The organism is Nitratidesulfovibrio termitidis HI1 (genome assembly GCF_000504305.1).
Classification (GTDB): Bacteria; Desulfobacterota; Desulfovibrionia; order Desulfovibrionales; family Desulfovibrionaceae; genus Cupidesulfovibrio; species Cupidesulfovibrio termitidis.
In genome coordinates, this window is the sequence record NZ_KI632512.1 from 3,985,917 (window position 1) to 4,002,313 (window position 16,397).

The 16,397-nt window shown below is 65.2% G+C and carries 12 protein-coding genes and 1 tRNA gene; 11 read left to right on the forward strand and 2 right to left on the reverse strand.

Going from position 1 to position 16,397, the window contains the following annotated elements:
- Positions 1 to 198: 198 nt before the first annotated feature.
- Together DESTE_RS15915 and DESTE_RS15920 are read right to left on the reverse strand one after the other, a co-directional pair.
- Positions 199 to 981 (reverse strand): FadR/GntR family transcriptional regulator, encoded by a 783-nt coding sequence (locus tag DESTE_RS15915; RefSeq protein WP_051384513.1) that lies wholly within the window; start codon positions 979 to 981, stop codon positions 199 to 201.
- Between the two features lie 411 nt (positions 982 to 1,392).
- A tRNA-Asn gene (locus DESTE_RS15920) sits at positions 1,393 to 1,468 on the reverse strand.
- Positions 1,469 to 1,742: 274 nt separating this feature from the next.
- On the opposite strand from DESTE_RS15920, the gene lysS reads away from it, so the two are divergent.
- From lysS to DESTE_RS15975, 11 genes are all read left to right on the forward strand, one after another.
- On the forward strand, positions 1,743 to 3,248 hold the full coding sequence (gene lysS, locus DESTE_RS15925) for a lysine--tRNA ligase (protein ID WP_035070705.1): 1,506 nt from the start codon (positions 1,743 to 1,745) through the stop codon (positions 3,246 to 3,248).
- Positions 3,249 to 3,258: 10 nt separating this feature from the next.
- Positions 3,259 to 4,536, forward strand: a complete 1,278-nt coding sequence (locus DESTE_RS15930) for a lipoprotein-releasing ABC transporter permease subunit (protein ID WP_035068767.1) — start codon at positions 3,259 to 3,261, stop codon at positions 4,534 to 4,536.
- Between the two features lie 17 nt (positions 4,537 to 4,553).
- Positions 4,554 to 5,285 carry an ABC transporter ATP-binding protein gene (locus DESTE_RS15935; RefSeq protein WP_051384678.1) on the forward strand — a complete coding sequence of 244 codons (732 nt, stop codon included), beginning with the start codon at positions 4,554 to 4,556 and terminating at the stop codon, positions 5,283 to 5,285.
- Positions 5,269 to 7,959 carry an outer membrane protein assembly factor BamA gene (bamA, locus tag DESTE_RS15940; RefSeq protein ID WP_035068770.1) on the forward strand — a complete coding sequence of 897 codons (2,691 nt, stop codon included), beginning with the start codon at positions 5,269 to 5,271 and terminating at the stop codon, positions 7,957 to 7,959. The genes DESTE_RS15935 and bamA overlap by 17 nt, the downstream gene beginning before the upstream one ends.
- A gap of 377 nt (positions 7,960 to 8,336) precedes the next feature.
- Entirely contained in the window at positions 8,337 to 10,721 is a 2,385-nt protein-coding gene (locus tag DESTE_RS15945; RefSeq protein WP_035068772.1) for an N-acetylmuramoyl-L-alanine amidase, read from the forward strand.
- Positions 10,722 to 10,969: 248 nt separating this feature from the next.
- Positions 10,970 to 11,497 carry an OmpH/Skp family outer membrane protein gene (locus DESTE_RS15950; RefSeq protein WP_035068775.1) on the forward strand — a complete coding sequence of 176 codons (528 nt, stop codon included), beginning with the start codon at positions 10,970 to 10,972 and terminating at the stop codon, positions 11,495 to 11,497.
- Between the two features lie 10 nt (positions 11,498 to 11,507).
- On the forward strand, positions 11,508 to 12,539 hold the full coding sequence (gene lpxD, locus DESTE_RS15955) for a UDP-3-O-(3-hydroxymyristoyl)glucosamine N-acyltransferase (protein ID WP_035068777.1): 1,032 nt from the start codon (positions 11,508 to 11,510) through the stop codon (positions 12,537 to 12,539).
- A 1-nt stretch (position 12,540) separates the two neighbouring features.
- A complete protein-coding gene (gene fabZ, locus DESTE_RS15960) occupies positions 12,541 to 13,005 on the forward strand; it encodes a 3-hydroxyacyl-ACP dehydratase FabZ (protein ID WP_007527376.1) in 465 nt (154 codons plus the stop codon).
- Positions 13,005 to 13,805, forward strand: coding sequence for an acyl-ACP--UDP-N-acetylglucosamine O-acyltransferase (gene lpxA, locus DESTE_RS15965; RefSeq protein WP_035068780.1), 801 nt, complete (start codon positions 13,005 to 13,007; stop codon positions 13,803 to 13,805). Before fabZ ends, lpxA begins: the two co-directional genes overlap by 1 nt.
- Positions 13,806 to 14,091: 286 nt before the next feature.
- Positions 14,092 to 14,937 (forward strand): LpxI family protein, encoded by an 846-nt coding sequence (locus DESTE_RS15970; RefSeq protein ID WP_035068783.1) that lies wholly within the window; start codon positions 14,092 to 14,094, stop codon positions 14,935 to 14,937.
- Between the two features lie 121 nt (positions 14,938 to 15,058).
- Positions 15,059 to 16,243 (forward strand): aminotransferase-like domain-containing protein, encoded by a 1,185-nt coding sequence (locus tag DESTE_RS15975; protein ID WP_035068785.1) that lies wholly within the window; start codon positions 15,059 to 15,061, stop codon positions 16,241 to 16,243.
- Positions 16,244 to 16,397: the final 154 nt, after the last annotated feature.

Sequence of the window (16,397 nt, forward strand, 5' to 3'; positions counted from 1 at the left end):
TTTCGAACGGTTTTTCCGCGCACTGGCCGTGCGGGCTTCGCCGGTTGTTCCGGATGCACGCAATGATGCATGCGTGCGCATGGCGGGCGTGCTCCCCGTGTCGGCGAACGGAAACCCCGGGCCGGAAATGGTCCCGAAGGCCGATTCCGGCCGCCGTTGCCGCAACTGCGGCTTGATCTGGTCCGGTCGGTGCGGTGGCTAGGAGACCGGTTGTCCGATGCCGGGGCGGGCGTGGTCCGGGGCGGGCGGCACGGCGTTCTCGTGCACGCAGCGGCCCAGCAGCAGGTAGTGGCGGCTGATGCAGGCCAGCGCCTGCATGGGTTCGTTGGCCGCAATGGCCCGGGCCGTGTCGCACCAGTTGGCGGCTGTGGCCTCCCGGTATTCGGGCGACTCGTACAACCGGTAGTCGTGTGAGCTGAAACCGGCCTGCAACGCGGCCATTACCCATTCGAAGATGGGGTTGCGGGCCATGTGCGCCAGCATCAGGTTCAACTGGCGGTCGATCTCGCCCACGGCGTCAAGGTCGGGCCGGTTCGCACGCAGCTCGGCGGCCAGCCGGTCGGCCTGGGCCACCAGGGCTTCCCGTTCCCGCGGCGTGGCCCGGGCGATGGCCAGGGTGGTGATGCTGCGGTCGATGCTTTCGCGAAATTCGATCAGGCTGGCGGGCGCGAACGGATGCTGCTTCAGGAACAGGGCGAGGGATTCGCTGACCTGGGCGACGTCGATCTGCTTGACGTAGGCCCCGCCCCTGGACCCTTTGCGGATTTCCAGCAGGCCTTTCTGGGTAAGGGCGCGCAGGGCTTCACGGATGACGCCCCGGCTGGTCCGGAACTGCATGTGCAGGTCGCGTTCGCTGGGCAGGCACTGGCCGGGCAGGATGCGGCCCTCAATGATGGCCGCCTCTATCTGCAGGGCGACATCCTGGCCTGCCCTGCCGACCTCGGCGGGAGTGAAGAGTGGTTCCGTGGTGTCGTTATGCATGCTGGAAGGCTACAATGGTACTACCATTTGGGTCAATGCCTTTCGGCTATTTTGTGTGTTCTCACAGCCATTCGCTGTGTGCTGACAATTTTTATTTTTATATTTAACAGTATTACGATGTAATTGTTTTCATTTTGGCCAGTGGCCTAGCAGGGCGAATCGAAGGAGCGTGGATGTCCTTGTACGTATAATGGTAGTGCCTAATAGCGTACATTGGCAGATTGGCACGTTGGCGGGCGGGGGAGGCGGGGCTGCGGAGGGGGCGTCCCGTGGGGGGGCACACCGCCGTGCCGAGGGCGGGATGTTCACTGCCGGGCTGTCCGGTGCCCGGCGAAAACGCCGAAAGCCCCTGACGCTGTTGCGTCAGGGGCTTTCGTTCAAATGGAGCCGTATTGATACGGCGTTGTTCTCTGGCTCCCCGGGACGGACTTGAACCGCCAACCTAGTGATTAACAGTCACCCGCTCTGCCAATTGAGCCACCGGGGAACGTGGCGCGCCGGGTGTTTTCCGGCGCGGAGGGTGAAGTACCCGCAACGGGCAGGACGGTCAAGCAAAAAAACGTGCAGCGCGAGAAAACTGTTGACGAACGAGCGCCTTGGGCGTTTCTTGACTGCCGCACTCAATTGGCATACCCGTAGCAGTCCGGCATCCGGCAGAATCAACAGGTCCACGGAGAACGTCCTTGAGCAGTCAGGAACAGTCGAAGCGCAAGCGGATCAAGCTTGCCACCAAGTCCGAGCGGGCGGAGTATTTCATGCCCATGCTCGAAAGTCTGGAAACCCGCGACGAACTGAACGAAGTCGTCAAGAACCGGGTGGTCAAATCCTGTGAACTGCTGGACGACGGCGTTGCCCTGTACCCCAACGGTTTCGTGAAACAGCACGACGTGGCGGCCATTTCGGCCGAATACGAAGGTTTGACCGCCGAGGAACTGGAAAACGTCGACACGCGCTTTACCTGCGCGGGGCGCATCGTCTCGCAGCGCTCGTTCGGCAAGGTGACCTTCTTCCATCTAATGGATAAGAGTGGCCGCCTGCAGTGCTACACCGCGCGAGAAGTGCTGGGCGAAGACCTGTATCGCAACTTCAAGAAGCTGGATACCGGCGACATCGTGGGCGTTTCCGGCACGCTGTTCCGCACCAAGACGGGTGAACTGACCCTGTCGTGCGACCAGTGCGTCCTGCTCACCAAGTCCATCCGCCCCCTGCCCGAAAAGTACCACGGCCTGAAGGACGTGGAGACCCGCTACCGCCAGCGCTACGTGGACCTTATCGTCACGCCGCGCACGCGCGAGATTTTCCGCAAGCGCACCATGATCGTGCGCGAATTCCGCCGCTTCCTGGAGGAAAAGGGCTTCATGGAGGTGGAAACCCCCATGATGCAGCCCATTCCCGGCGGCGCCACGGCCATGCCGTTCATCACCCACCACAACGCGCTGGACATGCAGCTGTATATGCGCATCGCGCCGGAGCTGTACCTGAAGCGCCTGCTGGTGGGCGGGTTCGAGAAGGTGTTCGAGATCAACCGCAACTTCCGCAACGAAGGCATCTCGACCCGGCACAACCCGGAATTCACCATGTGTGAATTCTACTGGGCGTACGCCACCTTCGAGGACCTCATGGACCTGACCGAACAGCTGTTCGCCCATGTGGCGGAGAAGGTGTGCGGTTCGTACGTGGTGACCTATCAGGGCCAGGAAGTGGACCTTACGCCGGGCCGCTGGACGCGTCTTTCGTTCCATGATTCGCTGGAGAAGATCGGCGGGCACAAGCCGGAATTCTACAACGATTATGACGCGGTGCGAAAGTATATCCGTGAACGCGGCGAAAAGGTGGTGGACGGCGAGAAGATGGCCAAGCTGCAGGCCAAGCTGTTCGACCTGGACGTGGAAGGCAAGCTGATCCAGCCCACCTTCATCTATCATTACCCCACCGACATCTCGCCGCTGTCGCGCCGCAACAACGAGCGGCCCGACGTTACGGACCGCTTCGAACTGTTCATCACCGGGCGCGAACTGGGCAACGCCTTCTCCGAACTGAACGACCCCGTGGACCAGCGCATGCGCTTCATGGACCAGGTTGCCGAAAAGGAAGCGGGCGACGCCGAGGCGCACTTCATGGACGAGGACTACCTGCGTGCCCTGGAGTACGGCATGCCGCCCGCGGCAGGACAGGGGGTGGGCATCGACCGGCTGGTCATGCTGCTGACCGACTCGCCCTCCATCCGCGAGGTCATCCTGTTCCCGCTGCTGAAGCCGGAAAGCTAGGCCCCGCCGCATGAGCTTCGAACTGTTCGTGGCCTTGCGCTACCTGTTCGCACGGCGCAGGCAGACCTTCATATCCGTCATTTCCGTCACCTCCATTCTGGGGGTGGCGCTGGGGGTGGCGTCGCTGATCGTGGTGCTGGGCGTCATGAACGGCTTCACCACCGACCTGCGCGACAAGATCCTGGGCGCCAACGCCCACGGCATCGTCATGTCCGCCGACCGCACCGGTCTTTCCGACGCGCCGCATCTCATCGAGAAGATCCGGCAGGTGGACGGGGTGCGCGGCGCGACGCCGTTCATCTATTCCGAAGTCATGCTTTCCACCCCCCACGGGGTGAAGGGGCTGGTGCTGCGCGGCATAGATCCGCAGACCGCTCCTTCCGTGCTGGGCATCCTTTCCAACATGACCAAGGGCAACGTGGCCGACCTTGCGCCGCGTGCAGGCGCGGAGGGCGCGTCTCCCACAGGGGGCGCTGGCGCTCCCTCCGGCCCGCCCGGCGTGATCATCGGCGACGAACTGGCCCAGCGCCTGGGCGTGGTGGTGGGCAGCCGGGTGAACCTGCTGTCGCCCGCCGGGCAGAAGACATCCGCCGGGTTCGCCCCGCGCATTCGCCCCTTTATGGTGGTGGGCGTGTTCTCCACCGGCATGTTCGAATACGATTCTTCGCTGGGATTCGTGTCGCTTGATGCCGCGCGCGACGTGCTGGGCCTGCCGGACGGCGCCGTCTCGGGCGTGGAGCTTGCCGTCACCGACGTGTACAAGGCGGACGAGGTGGCCGAACGGGTTACCCGCGCCGTGGGCGGTTACCCGCTGTACACCCGCCACTGGATGGAGATGAACGCCAACCTGTTCGCCGCGCTGAAGCTGGAAAAGACGGCCATGGCGGTGATTCTGGTGCTCATCGTGCTGGTGGGCTCGTTTTCGATCATCACCACGCTGGTCATGCTGGTCATGGAAAAGACGCGCGACATCGCCATACTCATGTCCATGGGGGCCACGCGGGGCATGATCCGGCGCATCTTCATGCTGCAGGGCACGGTCATCGGGGCCATCGGCACCTGCCTCGGCTACGCGCTGGGGCTGGGCGTGGCGGAACTTCTGAAGCGCTATCAGTTCATCAAGCTGCCGCACGGCGTCTATTCGCTGGACCACCTGCCGGTGCTGCTGCAATGGCCCGACATGCTGGCCATTGGCGCAAGCTCGATGCTGCTGTGCTTCTTCGCCACCATCTATCCGGCGCGCCAGGCTGCCAGCCTGGAACCCGCCGAAGCGCTGCGCTACGAATGAGCACCGATTTTCTGCGCATGACCGCCCCCGGCCATGGCCCGGACGCGTCCTCCCCCATCTCCGGGGACGAGCCGCTGTACCGCCTTGCCGGAGTGGACAAAGAGTACGAGGGGCCGGCCGAGCAGGTGACCATCCTGCGCGGGGTGGACCTTTCCATCCGCCAGGGGGAATCGGTGGCCATTGTCGGAGCATCCGGCTCGGGCAAGTCCACCCTCTTGCATCTGCTGGGTACCCTTGATACTCCCTCACAGGGACAGGTGCTGTTTCAGGGCCGGGACATGGGAACCATGTCGCCGGACGAGAAGGCGGGGCTGCGCAACCGCGATATCGGCTTCGTCTTCCAGTTCCATCACCTGCTTCCGGAATTCGATACATTGGAAAACGTGGCCATGCAGGCCATCATCGCGGGCATGCCGCGCGCACAGGCCCTTGCACGGGCGCGCGACACCCTGGCCCTGGTCGGCCTGTCCGACCGGACCGCGCACCGGGTTACCACGCTGTCGGGGGGCGAGCGTCAGCGCGCCGCCATAGCGCGGGCCATCCTGATGCGGCCAAAGGTGCTGCTGGCCGACGAACCCACGGGCAATCTCGACGCGCGTACCGGCGACGTGGTGGCCCGCCTGCTGCTTGAACTCAACCGGGATCTGGGCATGACGCTCGTCATCGTCACCCATAACCGGGAATTGGCAGACATCATGGGCAGATGCCTAGAACTCAGAGCCGGAGAGCTGTATGACCAGACTCGCTAGATGGGGGCGCATCCTTGCGGTGGCCCTGCTTGTGCTCGCACACGCGGCAACCTCTCCGGCCCAGACGCCGAGGGACACCACCGTCATTGTCCTGCCTTTCCAGGTGAATGCCGGACCGGACCTCGAATATCTCAACGACGACCTGCCGGAACTCGTCTCGCAGCGCCTGGTGGCGCGCGGGCTTACCGTCATTGCCCGGCAGGATACCCAGGCCCTGGTGCGCGACCAGCGCGTGACCAATCTGGACGTGTCCATCGCGCGCGACCTGTCCGTGCTGGCGGGCGCGGGCGTTGCCGTGTACGGCAGCTTCAACCAGGTGGGCGAAGGCTTCAGCATCGACGTGCGCGTGGTGGACGCCCTGGGCATCCGCGCCGCGCGGCCCTTCTTCATCCAGAAGGAAGGGCTCATCAACATCCTGCCCGCCGTGGATGAACTGGCCGAGCGCATCGCGTCCGACCTGTTGCGCCGCAACACCCTGGCCGACGTCAAGGTGCGCGGCACCAAGGTGCTGGACCCCGACGTGGTGCTGATGCGCCTGACCACCCGCAAGGGCGACCCGGTGGACCCGGCAGCCATCAACCGCGAAGTGAAGCGCATCTGGGATCTTGGCTACTTCAGCGATGTGCAGGCCAACGTGGAGCAGGACGGTGAAGGCCTGATCCTCGTGTACACGGTGCAGGAAAAGCCGCGCATCGAAAACGTCACCGTAGAGGGCTCGGACAAGGTGGACGTGGACGACATTCTTGCCGCCATGAGCACCAAGACCGGTTCGGTCCTCAACGAAAAACTGCTTGCGCAAGACCTGCAGAAGGTCACCGAACTCTACCGCAAGGAAGGCTACTACCTGGCCAAGGTCTCGCACCGCATCGATTCGCGTGCGGGCGGGTCGGGCGCCAGCCTGGTGCTGAAGGTGGAGGAAGGCAAGAAGCTGTACATCAAGAAGGTGGCCTTCGAAGGCATTGAAAAGCTGGATGCCGACGACCTGAAGAAGCAGCTGGCGCTGTCCGAGCGCGGCATGTTCTCGTGGATCACCGGTTCCGGCGTGCTCAAGGACGAACATCTGGAGCGCGATTCTGCCGCCATCACCGCCTACTGCATGAACCACGGCTATCTCGACGCCATGGTGGCCGCGCCCAAGGTGGACTACGAAGAGGACGGCATCATCGTCACCTTCGCCATCAAGGAAGGCCCGCGCTACAAGCTGGGCGAGGTGACCTTTGCGGGCGACCTCATCGAGCCCGACACCCGCCTGTCTGAAATCGTCAAGCTGGACGACGTGAAGAAGGAAGACGGCTACTTCCGCTTCAACGTGATGCAGGAAGACAACAAGGCCCTTACCGACTTTTACGCCGACTACGGCTATGCCTTCGCCGAGGTGAACCCCCGTACCAGGAAGCACGAGGACGAGCCCGTGGTGGACGTGGCCTACACCGTGAACAAGCGGCAGAAGGTGTACATTCGCCGCGCCCTGGTGGAAGGCAACGACAAGACCCGCGACAACGTCATCCTGCGTGAACTGCGCATCACCGACGGTGACATGTTCGAGGGCAAGAAGCTGCGCCGCAGCGCGGAACGCCTGAACAGGCTGCAGTACTTCGAAGCCGTGAGCACGGAACTGGTGCCCACCGACCATGAAGACGAAGTGGACCTGAAGGTCAAGGTGAAGGAGAAGAACACCGGCGCGCTCATCGGCGGCATCGGGTACTCCACCTACTACGAGTTTGGCGTGTCCGGCACCATCATGGAACGCAACCTGTTCGGCAAGGGGTACCAGACGTCGTTCATGGCCCTGTTCTCCGGTCGCCGTACCGCGTACCAGTGGTCCTTCACCAACCCGCGCTACAACGACACCAACCTGTCGGTGGGCTACGACGCGTACAACATTCGCGACGAGTACACGGACTTCAGCAAGAACACCATCGGCAACACCGTCCGTTTCGCCTACCCCATCGGTGAATACACCACCGTGGGTTGGGGCTACCGGCTCGACTTCTACAAGCTGTACGACGTCGAGGACGACGCGGCAGATATCATCCACGAGCGAGAAGGCGATAACGTGTCCAGCGTCGTGCATGGCCGTATCACCCGCGACACCACGGACAGCAAGGAAAACCCGACCCGGGGCAATATCACCAAGATATTCACCGAATACGGCGGCGGTGTCCTGATGGGTGACGACAACTTCTTCAAGCCCACGGTACAGACCGAACAGTACTACCAGTGGCGTCCCAACCATGTGCTGCACGGTCGCGTGCGCGGCGGCGTGGTGCTGGAAACCAAGAATGACGAGGAAGTGCCGGTGTTCGAACGGTTCTACATCGGTGGCATCGATTCCATTCGCGGTTACAGTTCCAAGGACATCTCGCCGCGCGACAAGGATTCCGGCGACCGCATCGGCGGCGACCGCATGGCCTTTGCCAACATGGAGTACATCTGGGTGTTCGAGCCGGATTTGGGGCTTGCCCTGGTGCCGTTCTTCGACGTGGGCTTCAACGCGGACTCGTCCGAGGAATTCACCTGGGATGACGAGATCAAGAAGTCGGTGGGGCTTGAATTCAGGTGGCGTTCGCCCATGGGCGACCTGCGCTTTGCCTACGGCTATCCGCTTGACGAAAACCGCGAAGGCGACAAGACCAACGGCCGCTTCGAGTTCTCCATGGGCCAGTTCTTCTAGCCAACTGCGGCGCCCCACGGGGCGGAGCAGCATACGCAACATGACGGGGCGCGGCGCAGGCCGCGCCCCGTTTGCGTGGCAGGCGGCAGCGCGTGGCGGCATGCCATGTGGACGCCGGATGCCGCTCGCCCGCCGGGCCTGATGGCTTCGCCGTCCGCTTCGTCGTCCGCTTCGTCGTCCGCTTCGTCGTCTGGGTGCGGCGCTTGTCGGCATACGTGTCGGCCAGCGCGTTCGGCAGATCTGCCCGGCAGGCCCGCGCGCGGGTACGGGTTGCCAACGATGCGCGGGTTGCGGTAGGGTTTGCCGCCGCCGCAGCCCGTCCGGGGTGCTGCAGGCTGCACTGCGCCGTGGCCGCCCGGCGGAACCCAGGAACGGACATGCACAGGTTTTTCGCTCTCCTTCTGCTTTCCCTCACATTCGTTTACTGCATCGGCCTTCCCGCACCGGCGAAGGCCGCCGATGCCGCGTCCGCGTACGCCGCCGCCAAGAAAGAGCTGGAGTCCCTGAAGCGGGATGCCCGGCGCGGCGCGCTGCGCGAACCGTGGGAACGGGTCGTGTCGCGGTTCGACGGCACGGTCCGCGACTATCCGCGCTGGCCCAACGTGCCCGCCGCCATGTTTCACGGCGCGCTGGCCGTGGAAGAACTGGCCAGCCGCTCCTATCGCAAGACCGACTTCGAGGATGCGGCCCGCCGTTTCGAGCGGGTGGCGGCCAAATATGCCTGGCATGTGCTGGCCGACGACGCGTTGCTGCACGCGGCGGACATCCGGGGCAACCGCCTTGGGGATGTTGCGGCCTCGCGCAAACTGCTGGACACCATCCTGACCCGCTATCCCAGCGGCGACATGGCCGACCCAGCCCGCGACCTGTTGGCGGCGCTTTCCGGCACGCCCGGCGGTGATGCGCCCACGGCGCCGGTGGCCGTGGGGCGGTCCGGGCGTCTGGAGCAGGACGGCGACGTGCCCGCCGCCAAGGTGACGGGCGATTCCGCACGGTCTTCGGACGGCGGGGTGGCGGTGGCCTCTGCATCGGACGGCGTTCCGACCCCCAAGGCACCCGCCAAGGCGAAGAAGGCCGCCCGCAGCGACCCGGCCAAGGCCGCGAAGCTGTATGCGGAGGCCCGCAAGGAACTGGAGGCCGTGCGCGGCGACGCCAAACGGGCGGCCCTGCGCGAGCCGTGGCTGCGCGTGATGGCCCTGTACGAGGGCGCCCGGGATGCCGCGCCGGAAGGGGATCTGGCCCCCAACTCCGCCTACGGCATGGCCGTGGCGCAAGAGGAACTGGCCTCGCGCTCGTGGCGGAAGGACGATTTTCTCACGGCGGTGACCCGCTATAACGAGGTGGTGGCCGCCTACCCCGACGATTCGCTGGCCGACGACTGCATGCTGCGGGCCGCGCGGTTGCGGGTCACCCGGCTGGACGACGCCGAGGGGGCGCACCAGTTGCTGGAAGCGCAGTTGCGCCGCTACCCCAAGGGCGACATGGCCGGAGAGGCCCGCGCCCTGCTGGCGGACCTGACCGCCGCGCGCATCACGGCATCTGCCCGGCAGGGCGCGCCTGGTTCAGCCGTTCCGTCTGGGCAGTCGGGAAAGGCCGCGTCTCCTGCCGCGCCCGCGCGCGGTGGCAAGCCCGCAGTGCTGCGCCAGGTGTCGTGGCGCGCGGACAACGACCGGGCCACCATCACCATCGAGCTTTCGCGCGAGACGGAATGGCGCAGCCAGTATGCCGCGCCGGACAATGGCGCGGGGCGTCCGCCGCGCCTGTACATCGACTTTTCCGATGCCCTGCCCGACGACGCCGTGAAGCCCGGCGCCAAGGTGTCCGGCGCGCTGCTGACGCGGGTGCGTTCCGACCAGCCCTCGTCCGGCCACACCCGGGTCATCCTGGATTTCAAGGCGCTCAGGCGCTACAAGGTGCAGGCCGTGCGCAATCCGTATCGGGTGGTCATAGAGGTGGGGGCCACCGACGCGGCTCTGCCCGATGGCCAGCGGCCCGACGACAGCCGCGTGTCCGTGCCGGTGCGTGAGGCGGACAGGGCCACGCCCTCCGCCCCGCCCAAGGACCTGGTGGAACAACTGGGCCTGACCGTGCATACCGTGCTGATCGACGCAGGCCACGGCGGCAAGGACCCCGGCGCCATGGGGAACGGCATCGTGGAACGAAACCTGACGCTCAAGATGGCCAAGATGGTGGGCGAACGCTTGCGCCGCATGGGCTTTTCGGTCATCTACACCCGCGACAAGGATGTTTTCGTGCCGTTGGACAGGCGCACCGCCAACGCCAACGACAAGAAGGCCGACCTGTTCCTGTCGCTGCACGTCAACGCCAATACCGACCCGCGCATCTGCGGCTTCGAGACCTACTACCTCGACCTTGCGCGATCGGACAGCGCCACCCGTGTGGCCGCGCGCGAAAACGCCGTCAGCGAGAAAAGCCTCAGCGACCTGCAATTCATCCTCACGGATCTCATGCTCAACGCCAAGACGCAGGAATCGCGCGACGTGGCCAACTTCGTGCAGGATTCCGCCCTGGGGCGGTTGCGGCGCGGGGGTTTTCCCGCCCATGACAACGGCGTGCGTTCGGCCCCGTTCTATGTGCTGATGGGGGCGCGCATGCCCTCGGTGCTGGTGGAGCTTGGCTACTGCACCAACCCCGACGAGGCCCGCCGTCTGAACTCTGAAAAGTACCTCTCCACGCTGGCCGACGGCATCGCCGAGGGCGTGGCCTCGTACAAGCGCAAACTTGCCCGTTTTTCGCAGTGATGTCGCGTCGCTTGACGCCCCACCGACAAGGGGATAACTGACCGCGAACCCCTGCATATCGCGCCCCTTGGCGCGGCATGCGGCAGGTACCGGGGGAATGGTGCCGGTCGGGCGTCGGGCGGCGTCCGGTAACGTCGGGCAACGCTCGGGGCGCCCGCGAATCGGCATCCGCCACATCGCATTCATTGCAAGCTACGCCGGTTTCCGGCTGCAACTCATCCAAGGTGTTTTCAAAGGAGTCGCTTCGCATGCGTAGAGTTCTCATCCTGGCCGCGGCCTTCGTCCTTGCCTGGACCGCCGTTGCCGTTGCCGCCGACATGAAGATCGCCATCGTCAACATGCAGGCCATCGCCTCCCAGAGCGAAGCCGCGCAGGACGCCCAGAAGAAGATGAAGGCCACCTTCGGCGCAGAAAGGGACCAGCTGGAAAAGCAGGCCAACGACCTGAAGAAGAAGGCCGAGGACATGAAGGTCCAGTCCGCCGCTCTGTCCGCTGAAGCCAAGGAAGACAAGAAGGTGGAGTTCATCCGCCTGAAGCGCGACCTTGAAGACAAGACCCGCGCCTTTGCCCGCAAGGTCGAATCCGCCGAAGTGCGCGTGCGCCAGGAAATGGCCGCCATCATCCTGAAGGCCGCCAAGGAATACGGCGAGAAGAAGGGCTACACCCTGATTCTCGACGGTGCCGCCGCTGGCGTGGTGCATGCCGACAAGACCATCGACGTGACCAAGGAACTGCTGGACGAAGTGAACCGCGTGTACCGCGCGGGCAAGAAGTAGCGGGGGGCTGATGGCCAGACTGCTTTCCGAGTTGGCGGGGCTGCTGGGACTCGAACTGCGTGGTGAAGACCGCGCGATCGAGGGTGTGAACACCCTTGAGGCGGCGGGCCCCGCCGAGGTGAGCTTTCTGGCGAACCCCAGGTACACCCATCTGCTGGCGACCACCCGCGCAGGCGCGGTGATCGTGGCGGCGGAGCATGCGGACGCCGTGCCGTGCGCCCTGATCAGCGCCAATCCGTACTTCGACTTCGGGCGTACCCTGGCCCTGTTTTCCAAGGCGCAGGGCAGTCTTTCGGGCGTGAGCGACATGGCGTTCGTGCACCCCGAGGCGGAACTGGGCGAAGGCTGCACCGTCTATCCCTTTGCATTCGTCGGACCCCGTGCGCATATCGGCGCGGGGTCCGTTCTCTTTCCCGGCGTGTACGTGGGCGAGGACTGCCACGTGGGGTCCGGCTGCCTGCTGTACCCCAATGCGGTGCTGATGGCCGGGACCGAAATCGGCAGCGGCTGCATCCTGCATGCCGGGGTGGTGCTGGGGGCCGATGGCTTCGGTTTTGCCCGCACCGACTTCGGCATCCAGAAGATTCCGCAGGTGGGCACCGTGCGCCTTGGCAACGATGTGGAGGTAGGCGCCAACTCCGCCATCGACCGCTCGGTGCTGGGCGTGACCTGCGTGGGCGACGGGACCAAGATCGACAATCTGGTGCAGATCGGCCATAACGTCGAAATGGGACGCAACTGCCTGATCGTTTCGCAGGTGGGCATTTCCGGCTCCACCAAGGTGGGCGACGACGTGACCATGGCCGGGCAGGTAGGCGTGGCCGGGCATCTTTCCATCGGCAACGGGGTGACCCTGGGGCCCAAGTCGGGCGTGGCCAAGAGCATTCCCGACGGCGAAACCATGGGCGGCGCACCCGCCGTGGACAAGTCCACCTACATGCGCACCCTGACCGTGATGCCCAAGCTCCCCGACATGTACAAGCGCATCGGCAAGCTCGAAAAAGAGCTTGAGGAACTGAAAAAGCTCGCCGCCAAGGAATGACATGACCGACCCCGCACAGAACATCCTCGATATCCGCCAGATTCTGGGCCTTCTGCCCCATCGCTATCCCTTTCTGCTGGTGGACAGGGTGACGGAATACGTCCCCGGCGAGTACATCAAGGGATACAAGAACGTGACCATGAACGAGCCGTTCTTCGAGGGGCACTTTCCCGGCGTGCCCGTGATGCCGGGCGTGCTGATCATGGAAGCCCTGGCCCAGGCCGGTGGCATTCTGGTGGTCAAGAGCACCGACACCCCCGTGGAGGACAAGCTGTTCCTGTTCACCGGCATCGAGTCGGTGCGCTTCCGCAAGCCGGTCTACCCCGGCGACAAGCTGGAACTGCACTGCCGCCTGCTGCGCCACAAGCTGAAGCTGTGGAAGATGGAAGGCTTCGCCTACGTGGACGGCAAGCTGGCCGCAGAGGCTGTGATGACCGCCGCCGTGACCAACAGGGAGGACATGTAGTGGCCGCGCAGGTGCATCCTTCCGCGTTCGTGCACGAAAGTGCCCGGCTTGGCGACGGCGTGGTGGTCGGCCCCTGCGCCGTTGTCGAAGAGGACGTGGTCATCGGGGCGGATACGCGCATCGACGCATTTGCCTCGGTCAAGAGCCACACCCGCATGGGCGCGCGCAACCACATCCACTCCTATGCCTGCGTGGGCGGCGAGCCGCAGGACCTGAAATTTCATGGCGAAGTCACCACCCTGGAAATGGGCGACGGTAACACCGTGCGCGAATTCGCCACGCTGCACCGGGGTACAGAGGGCGGCGGCGGGGTGACCCGCATCGGCAGCAACAACCTGCTGATGGCCTACACCCACGTTGCGCATGACTGCGTGCTGGGCGACGGCATCGTCATGTCCAACGGCGCAACCCTGGCCGGGCACGTGCACGTGGGCGACCACGTGATTCTCAGCGGCCTTTCCGCCGTGCACCAGTTCGTGCGCATCGGCGGTCACGCCTTCGTGGGCGGCATGAGCGGCATCGCGCAGGACCTGCCCCCGTTCATGCTGGCCGTGGGCCATCGCGCCGGGGTGCACAGCCCCAACCTGGTGGGACTGCGCCGCATGCAGGCCTCGCGCGAGCTTATCGCCGCGCTGAAGAACGCCTACCGGCTGGTCTGGAATTCCGAGGTGCCCCGCAAGGAGGCCTTGGAACAGCTGGAATACGAGCTTGGCAACTACCCCGAAGTTCTTCTATTCGTAGAGTTCATTCGCGCCAGCGAACGCGGCATTCTGCCCGCATCGCAGGGGACGCCCGTATAGCCCGTACGGAATGCACCGGCATTCCGCCAAAGGGGGAAAGCGGGCCACGGCTCCTTTCCCCCTTCGCCGTTTTTGGCGGCGGACGCGCCCCCGGCGCGACTGGGGCGACCGGGACGACCGGGGCGACTGGCGCAACTGGGGCGACCGGGACGACCGGGGCGACTGGCGCAACTGGGGCGACCGGGACGACCGGGGCGACACGGGACGAACCAGGCGCCAGGCCCGGCGGCACGGCAACCTCACGCACGAAGCATACGCACACGGCACACACCCGCACGGGAGCAGCATGAGCAACGAATCCATCGGCATCATCGCAGGCAAGGGACAGTTTCCGGCGCTGGTGGCGCGCGGCGCGCGCGCCGAAGGGCTATCCGTGGTCATGTGCGGCTTTCACGGCCACACCGACGAGGCGCTGGAGCACGAGGCGGACGCCTTCGCCATGCTGCACCTGGGGCAGCTTGGCAAGCTCATCGACTTCTTTCGTGACAACGGGGTGCGCCGCCTGTGCCTTGCCGGGGCCATCAGCAAGCCGCGTGCGCTGGACCTGCGGCCCGACCTGCGGGCGGCAAAGGTCTTGTTCCGCCTGCGGGCCAAGGGCGACGACGCCATCCTGCGCGCGGTGATCGACGAACTGGAAGCGGAAGGGCTGGCCGTGGTGCAGCCCGCCTCGCTGGTGCCCGGCCTGCGCGCGCCCGAGGGCGTGCTGACCAGGCGTCCCCCCAGCGACGAGGAATGGGCAGACATCCGCTACGGCTGGCCCATCGCCCATGTGCTGGGGCGGCTGGACATCGGCCAGTGCATCGTGGTCAAGCGTGGCATGACCGTGGCCGTGGAAGGCATGGAAGGCACCGATGCCACCCTGCGCCGAGGCGGCGAACTGGGCGGCGAGGGATGCGTGGCGGTGAAGGTGGTCAAACCCGGCCAGGACGACCGCATCGACCTGCCCGCGCTGGGCGCGGGCACCATCCGGGTGCTGGCCGATTACGGCTACACCTGCCTTGCGCTGGAAGCGGGCAAGACCCTGTTCTTCGACCGCGAGGAAAGCCTGGCCCTGGCCGACAAGCACGACATTTCGATCATCTCCATGCCGGAAGGATTCATGGCCGGAGATGAACCCGACGTCACCAACTGACGCCTGTCGTCACGGAGTTACGGACAGCCTCAAAAGTTTCACCGCATATCCGGCAGACCCCACGCGGGCCGGTTGCCCGCACAGATACGTGCCGTCCAGAGTGATGGCGGAGGATACAGCGATGCGTCTTGCCCAACGCATGGAAAGCGTGCCCCGTTCCTACATCCGTGAAATCCTGAAGGTGACGGCGCAACCGGACATCATTTCCTTTGCCGGGGGGCTGCCGCACCCGGCGTCGTTTCCGGTGGACGCGGTGGCCAGCGCGGCGGCCAGCGTGCTGGAAGAGGCCGGGCCGGAAGCCCTGCAATACACCACCACCGAAGGTTTTCCGCCCCTGCGGCAGTGGATCGCCGACCGCTACAAGCGGCAGGGCATCCATGTCTCGCCCGACGACATCCTGATCACCACCGGCTCGCAGCAGGCCCTGGACCTGGTGGCCAAGGCGTGCATCGACCGGGGCGGCAAGGTGGTCATGGAACGTCCCGGCTACCTGGGGGCCATCCAGTGTTTTGCCGTGTTCGGGCCGGACTTCGTCACCGTGCCCCTGACCCCGCGCGGGGTGGATACGGATGCCCTGCGCAAGGCGGCCAAGGGCGCGCAGGTGTTCTACGCCGTGCCCAGCTTCCAGAATCCGTCCGGCATCACCTATGACGAGCAGACCCGCCGCGAGGTGGCCGACATCATGGCCGAAGCCGGCTGCCTGCTGGTGGAGGACAACCCCTATGGCGAGCTGCGCTTCATGGGGCAGCACCTGCCGCCGGTGCGGGCCTACGCCAGTGCGCCGTCCGTGCTGCTGGGCTCGTTCTCCAAGGTGGTGTCGCCGGGGTTGCGCCTGGGCTGGGTGTGCGCGCCGCAGGAGGTGCTGAACCCCATGATCACCGCCAAACAGGCCAGCGACCTGCACACCCCCGGTTTTACCCAGCGCATCCTGCACCGCTACCTGACGGACAACGACGTGGACACCCACATCGCGTCCATCCGCGCCCGTTACGGCGCCCAGCGCGACGCCATGGTGCAGGCCATCCGCCAGCATTTTCCGGAAGAGGTGGCCTACACCGAGCCGGAAGGCGGCATGTTCCTGTGGTGTACCCTGCCCGAGGGCATTTCCGCCGAGGCGCTGTTCCACAAGGCCATCGAGCGCAAGGTGGCCTTCGTGCCGGGGCGTCCGTTCTACGTGGACGAGACCGACGACACCTTCCGCCTGAACTTCTCCAACTCCAGCCCGGAACTGATCGACGAGGGCATCGCGCGCCTCGGGCAGTGCCTGCGCGAGTACCTTGGCAAGGGGCAGGCAAGCGCGTCCTAACCGCGTCCTAACCGCGCCTGGGCATCGTTGCTGGCGGACCCCGCGTTCGCCCGCCGACGCCGCAGCGATGATCGTTGCCATGACGATGGGGCGCTCCACCATGCCGGTGGGGCGCCCCTTTTCGTGTGCCGCGTCATGCCGTCAACGGGCGAAA

What these genes read in the sequence shown, in the direction of transcription:
- DESTE_RS15975 (WP_035068785.1), top strand. Translation starts at nt 15,059, where the DNA reads ATGCGTCTTGCCCAACGCATGGAAAGCGTGCCCCGTTCCTACATCCGT.
- DESTE_RS15945 (WP_035068772.1), top strand. Translation starts at nt 8,337, where the DNA reads ATGCACAGGTTTTTCGCTCTCCTTCTGCTTTCCCTCACATTCGTTTAC.
- DESTE_RS15915 (WP_051384513.1), bottom strand. Translation starts at nt 981, where the DNA reads ATGCATAACGACACCACGGAACCACTCTTCACTCCCGCCGAGGTCGGC.
- fabZ (WP_007527376.1), top strand. Translation starts at nt 12,541, where the DNA reads ATGACCGACCCCGCACAGAACATCCTCGATATCCGCCAGATTCTGGGC.
- bamA (WP_035068770.1), top strand. Translation starts at nt 5,269, where the DNA reads ATGACCAGACTCGCTAGATGGGGGCGCATCCTTGCGGTGGCCCTGCTT.
- DESTE_RS15970 (WP_035068783.1), top strand. Translation starts at nt 14,092, where the DNA reads ATGAGCAACGAATCCATCGGCATCATCGCAGGCAAGGGACAGTTTCCG.
- DESTE_RS15930 (WP_035068767.1), top strand. Translation starts at nt 3,259, where the DNA reads ATGAGCTTCGAACTGTTCGTGGCCTTGCGCTACCTGTTCGCACGGCGC.
- lysS (WP_035070705.1), top strand. Translation starts at nt 1,743, where the DNA reads ATGCTCGAAAGTCTGGAAACCCGCGACGAACTGAACGAAGTCGTCAAG.
- lpxD (WP_035068777.1), top strand. Translation starts at nt 11,508, where the DNA reads ATGGCCAGACTGCTTTCCGAGTTGGCGGGGCTGCTGGGACTCGAACTG.
- DESTE_RS15950 (WP_035068775.1), top strand. Translation starts at nt 10,970, where the DNA reads ATGCGTAGAGTTCTCATCCTGGCCGCGGCCTTCGTCCTTGCCTGGACC.
- DESTE_RS15935 (WP_051384678.1), top strand. Translation starts at nt 4,554, where the DNA reads ATGACCGCCCCCGGCCATGGCCCGGACGCGTCCTCCCCCATCTCCGGG.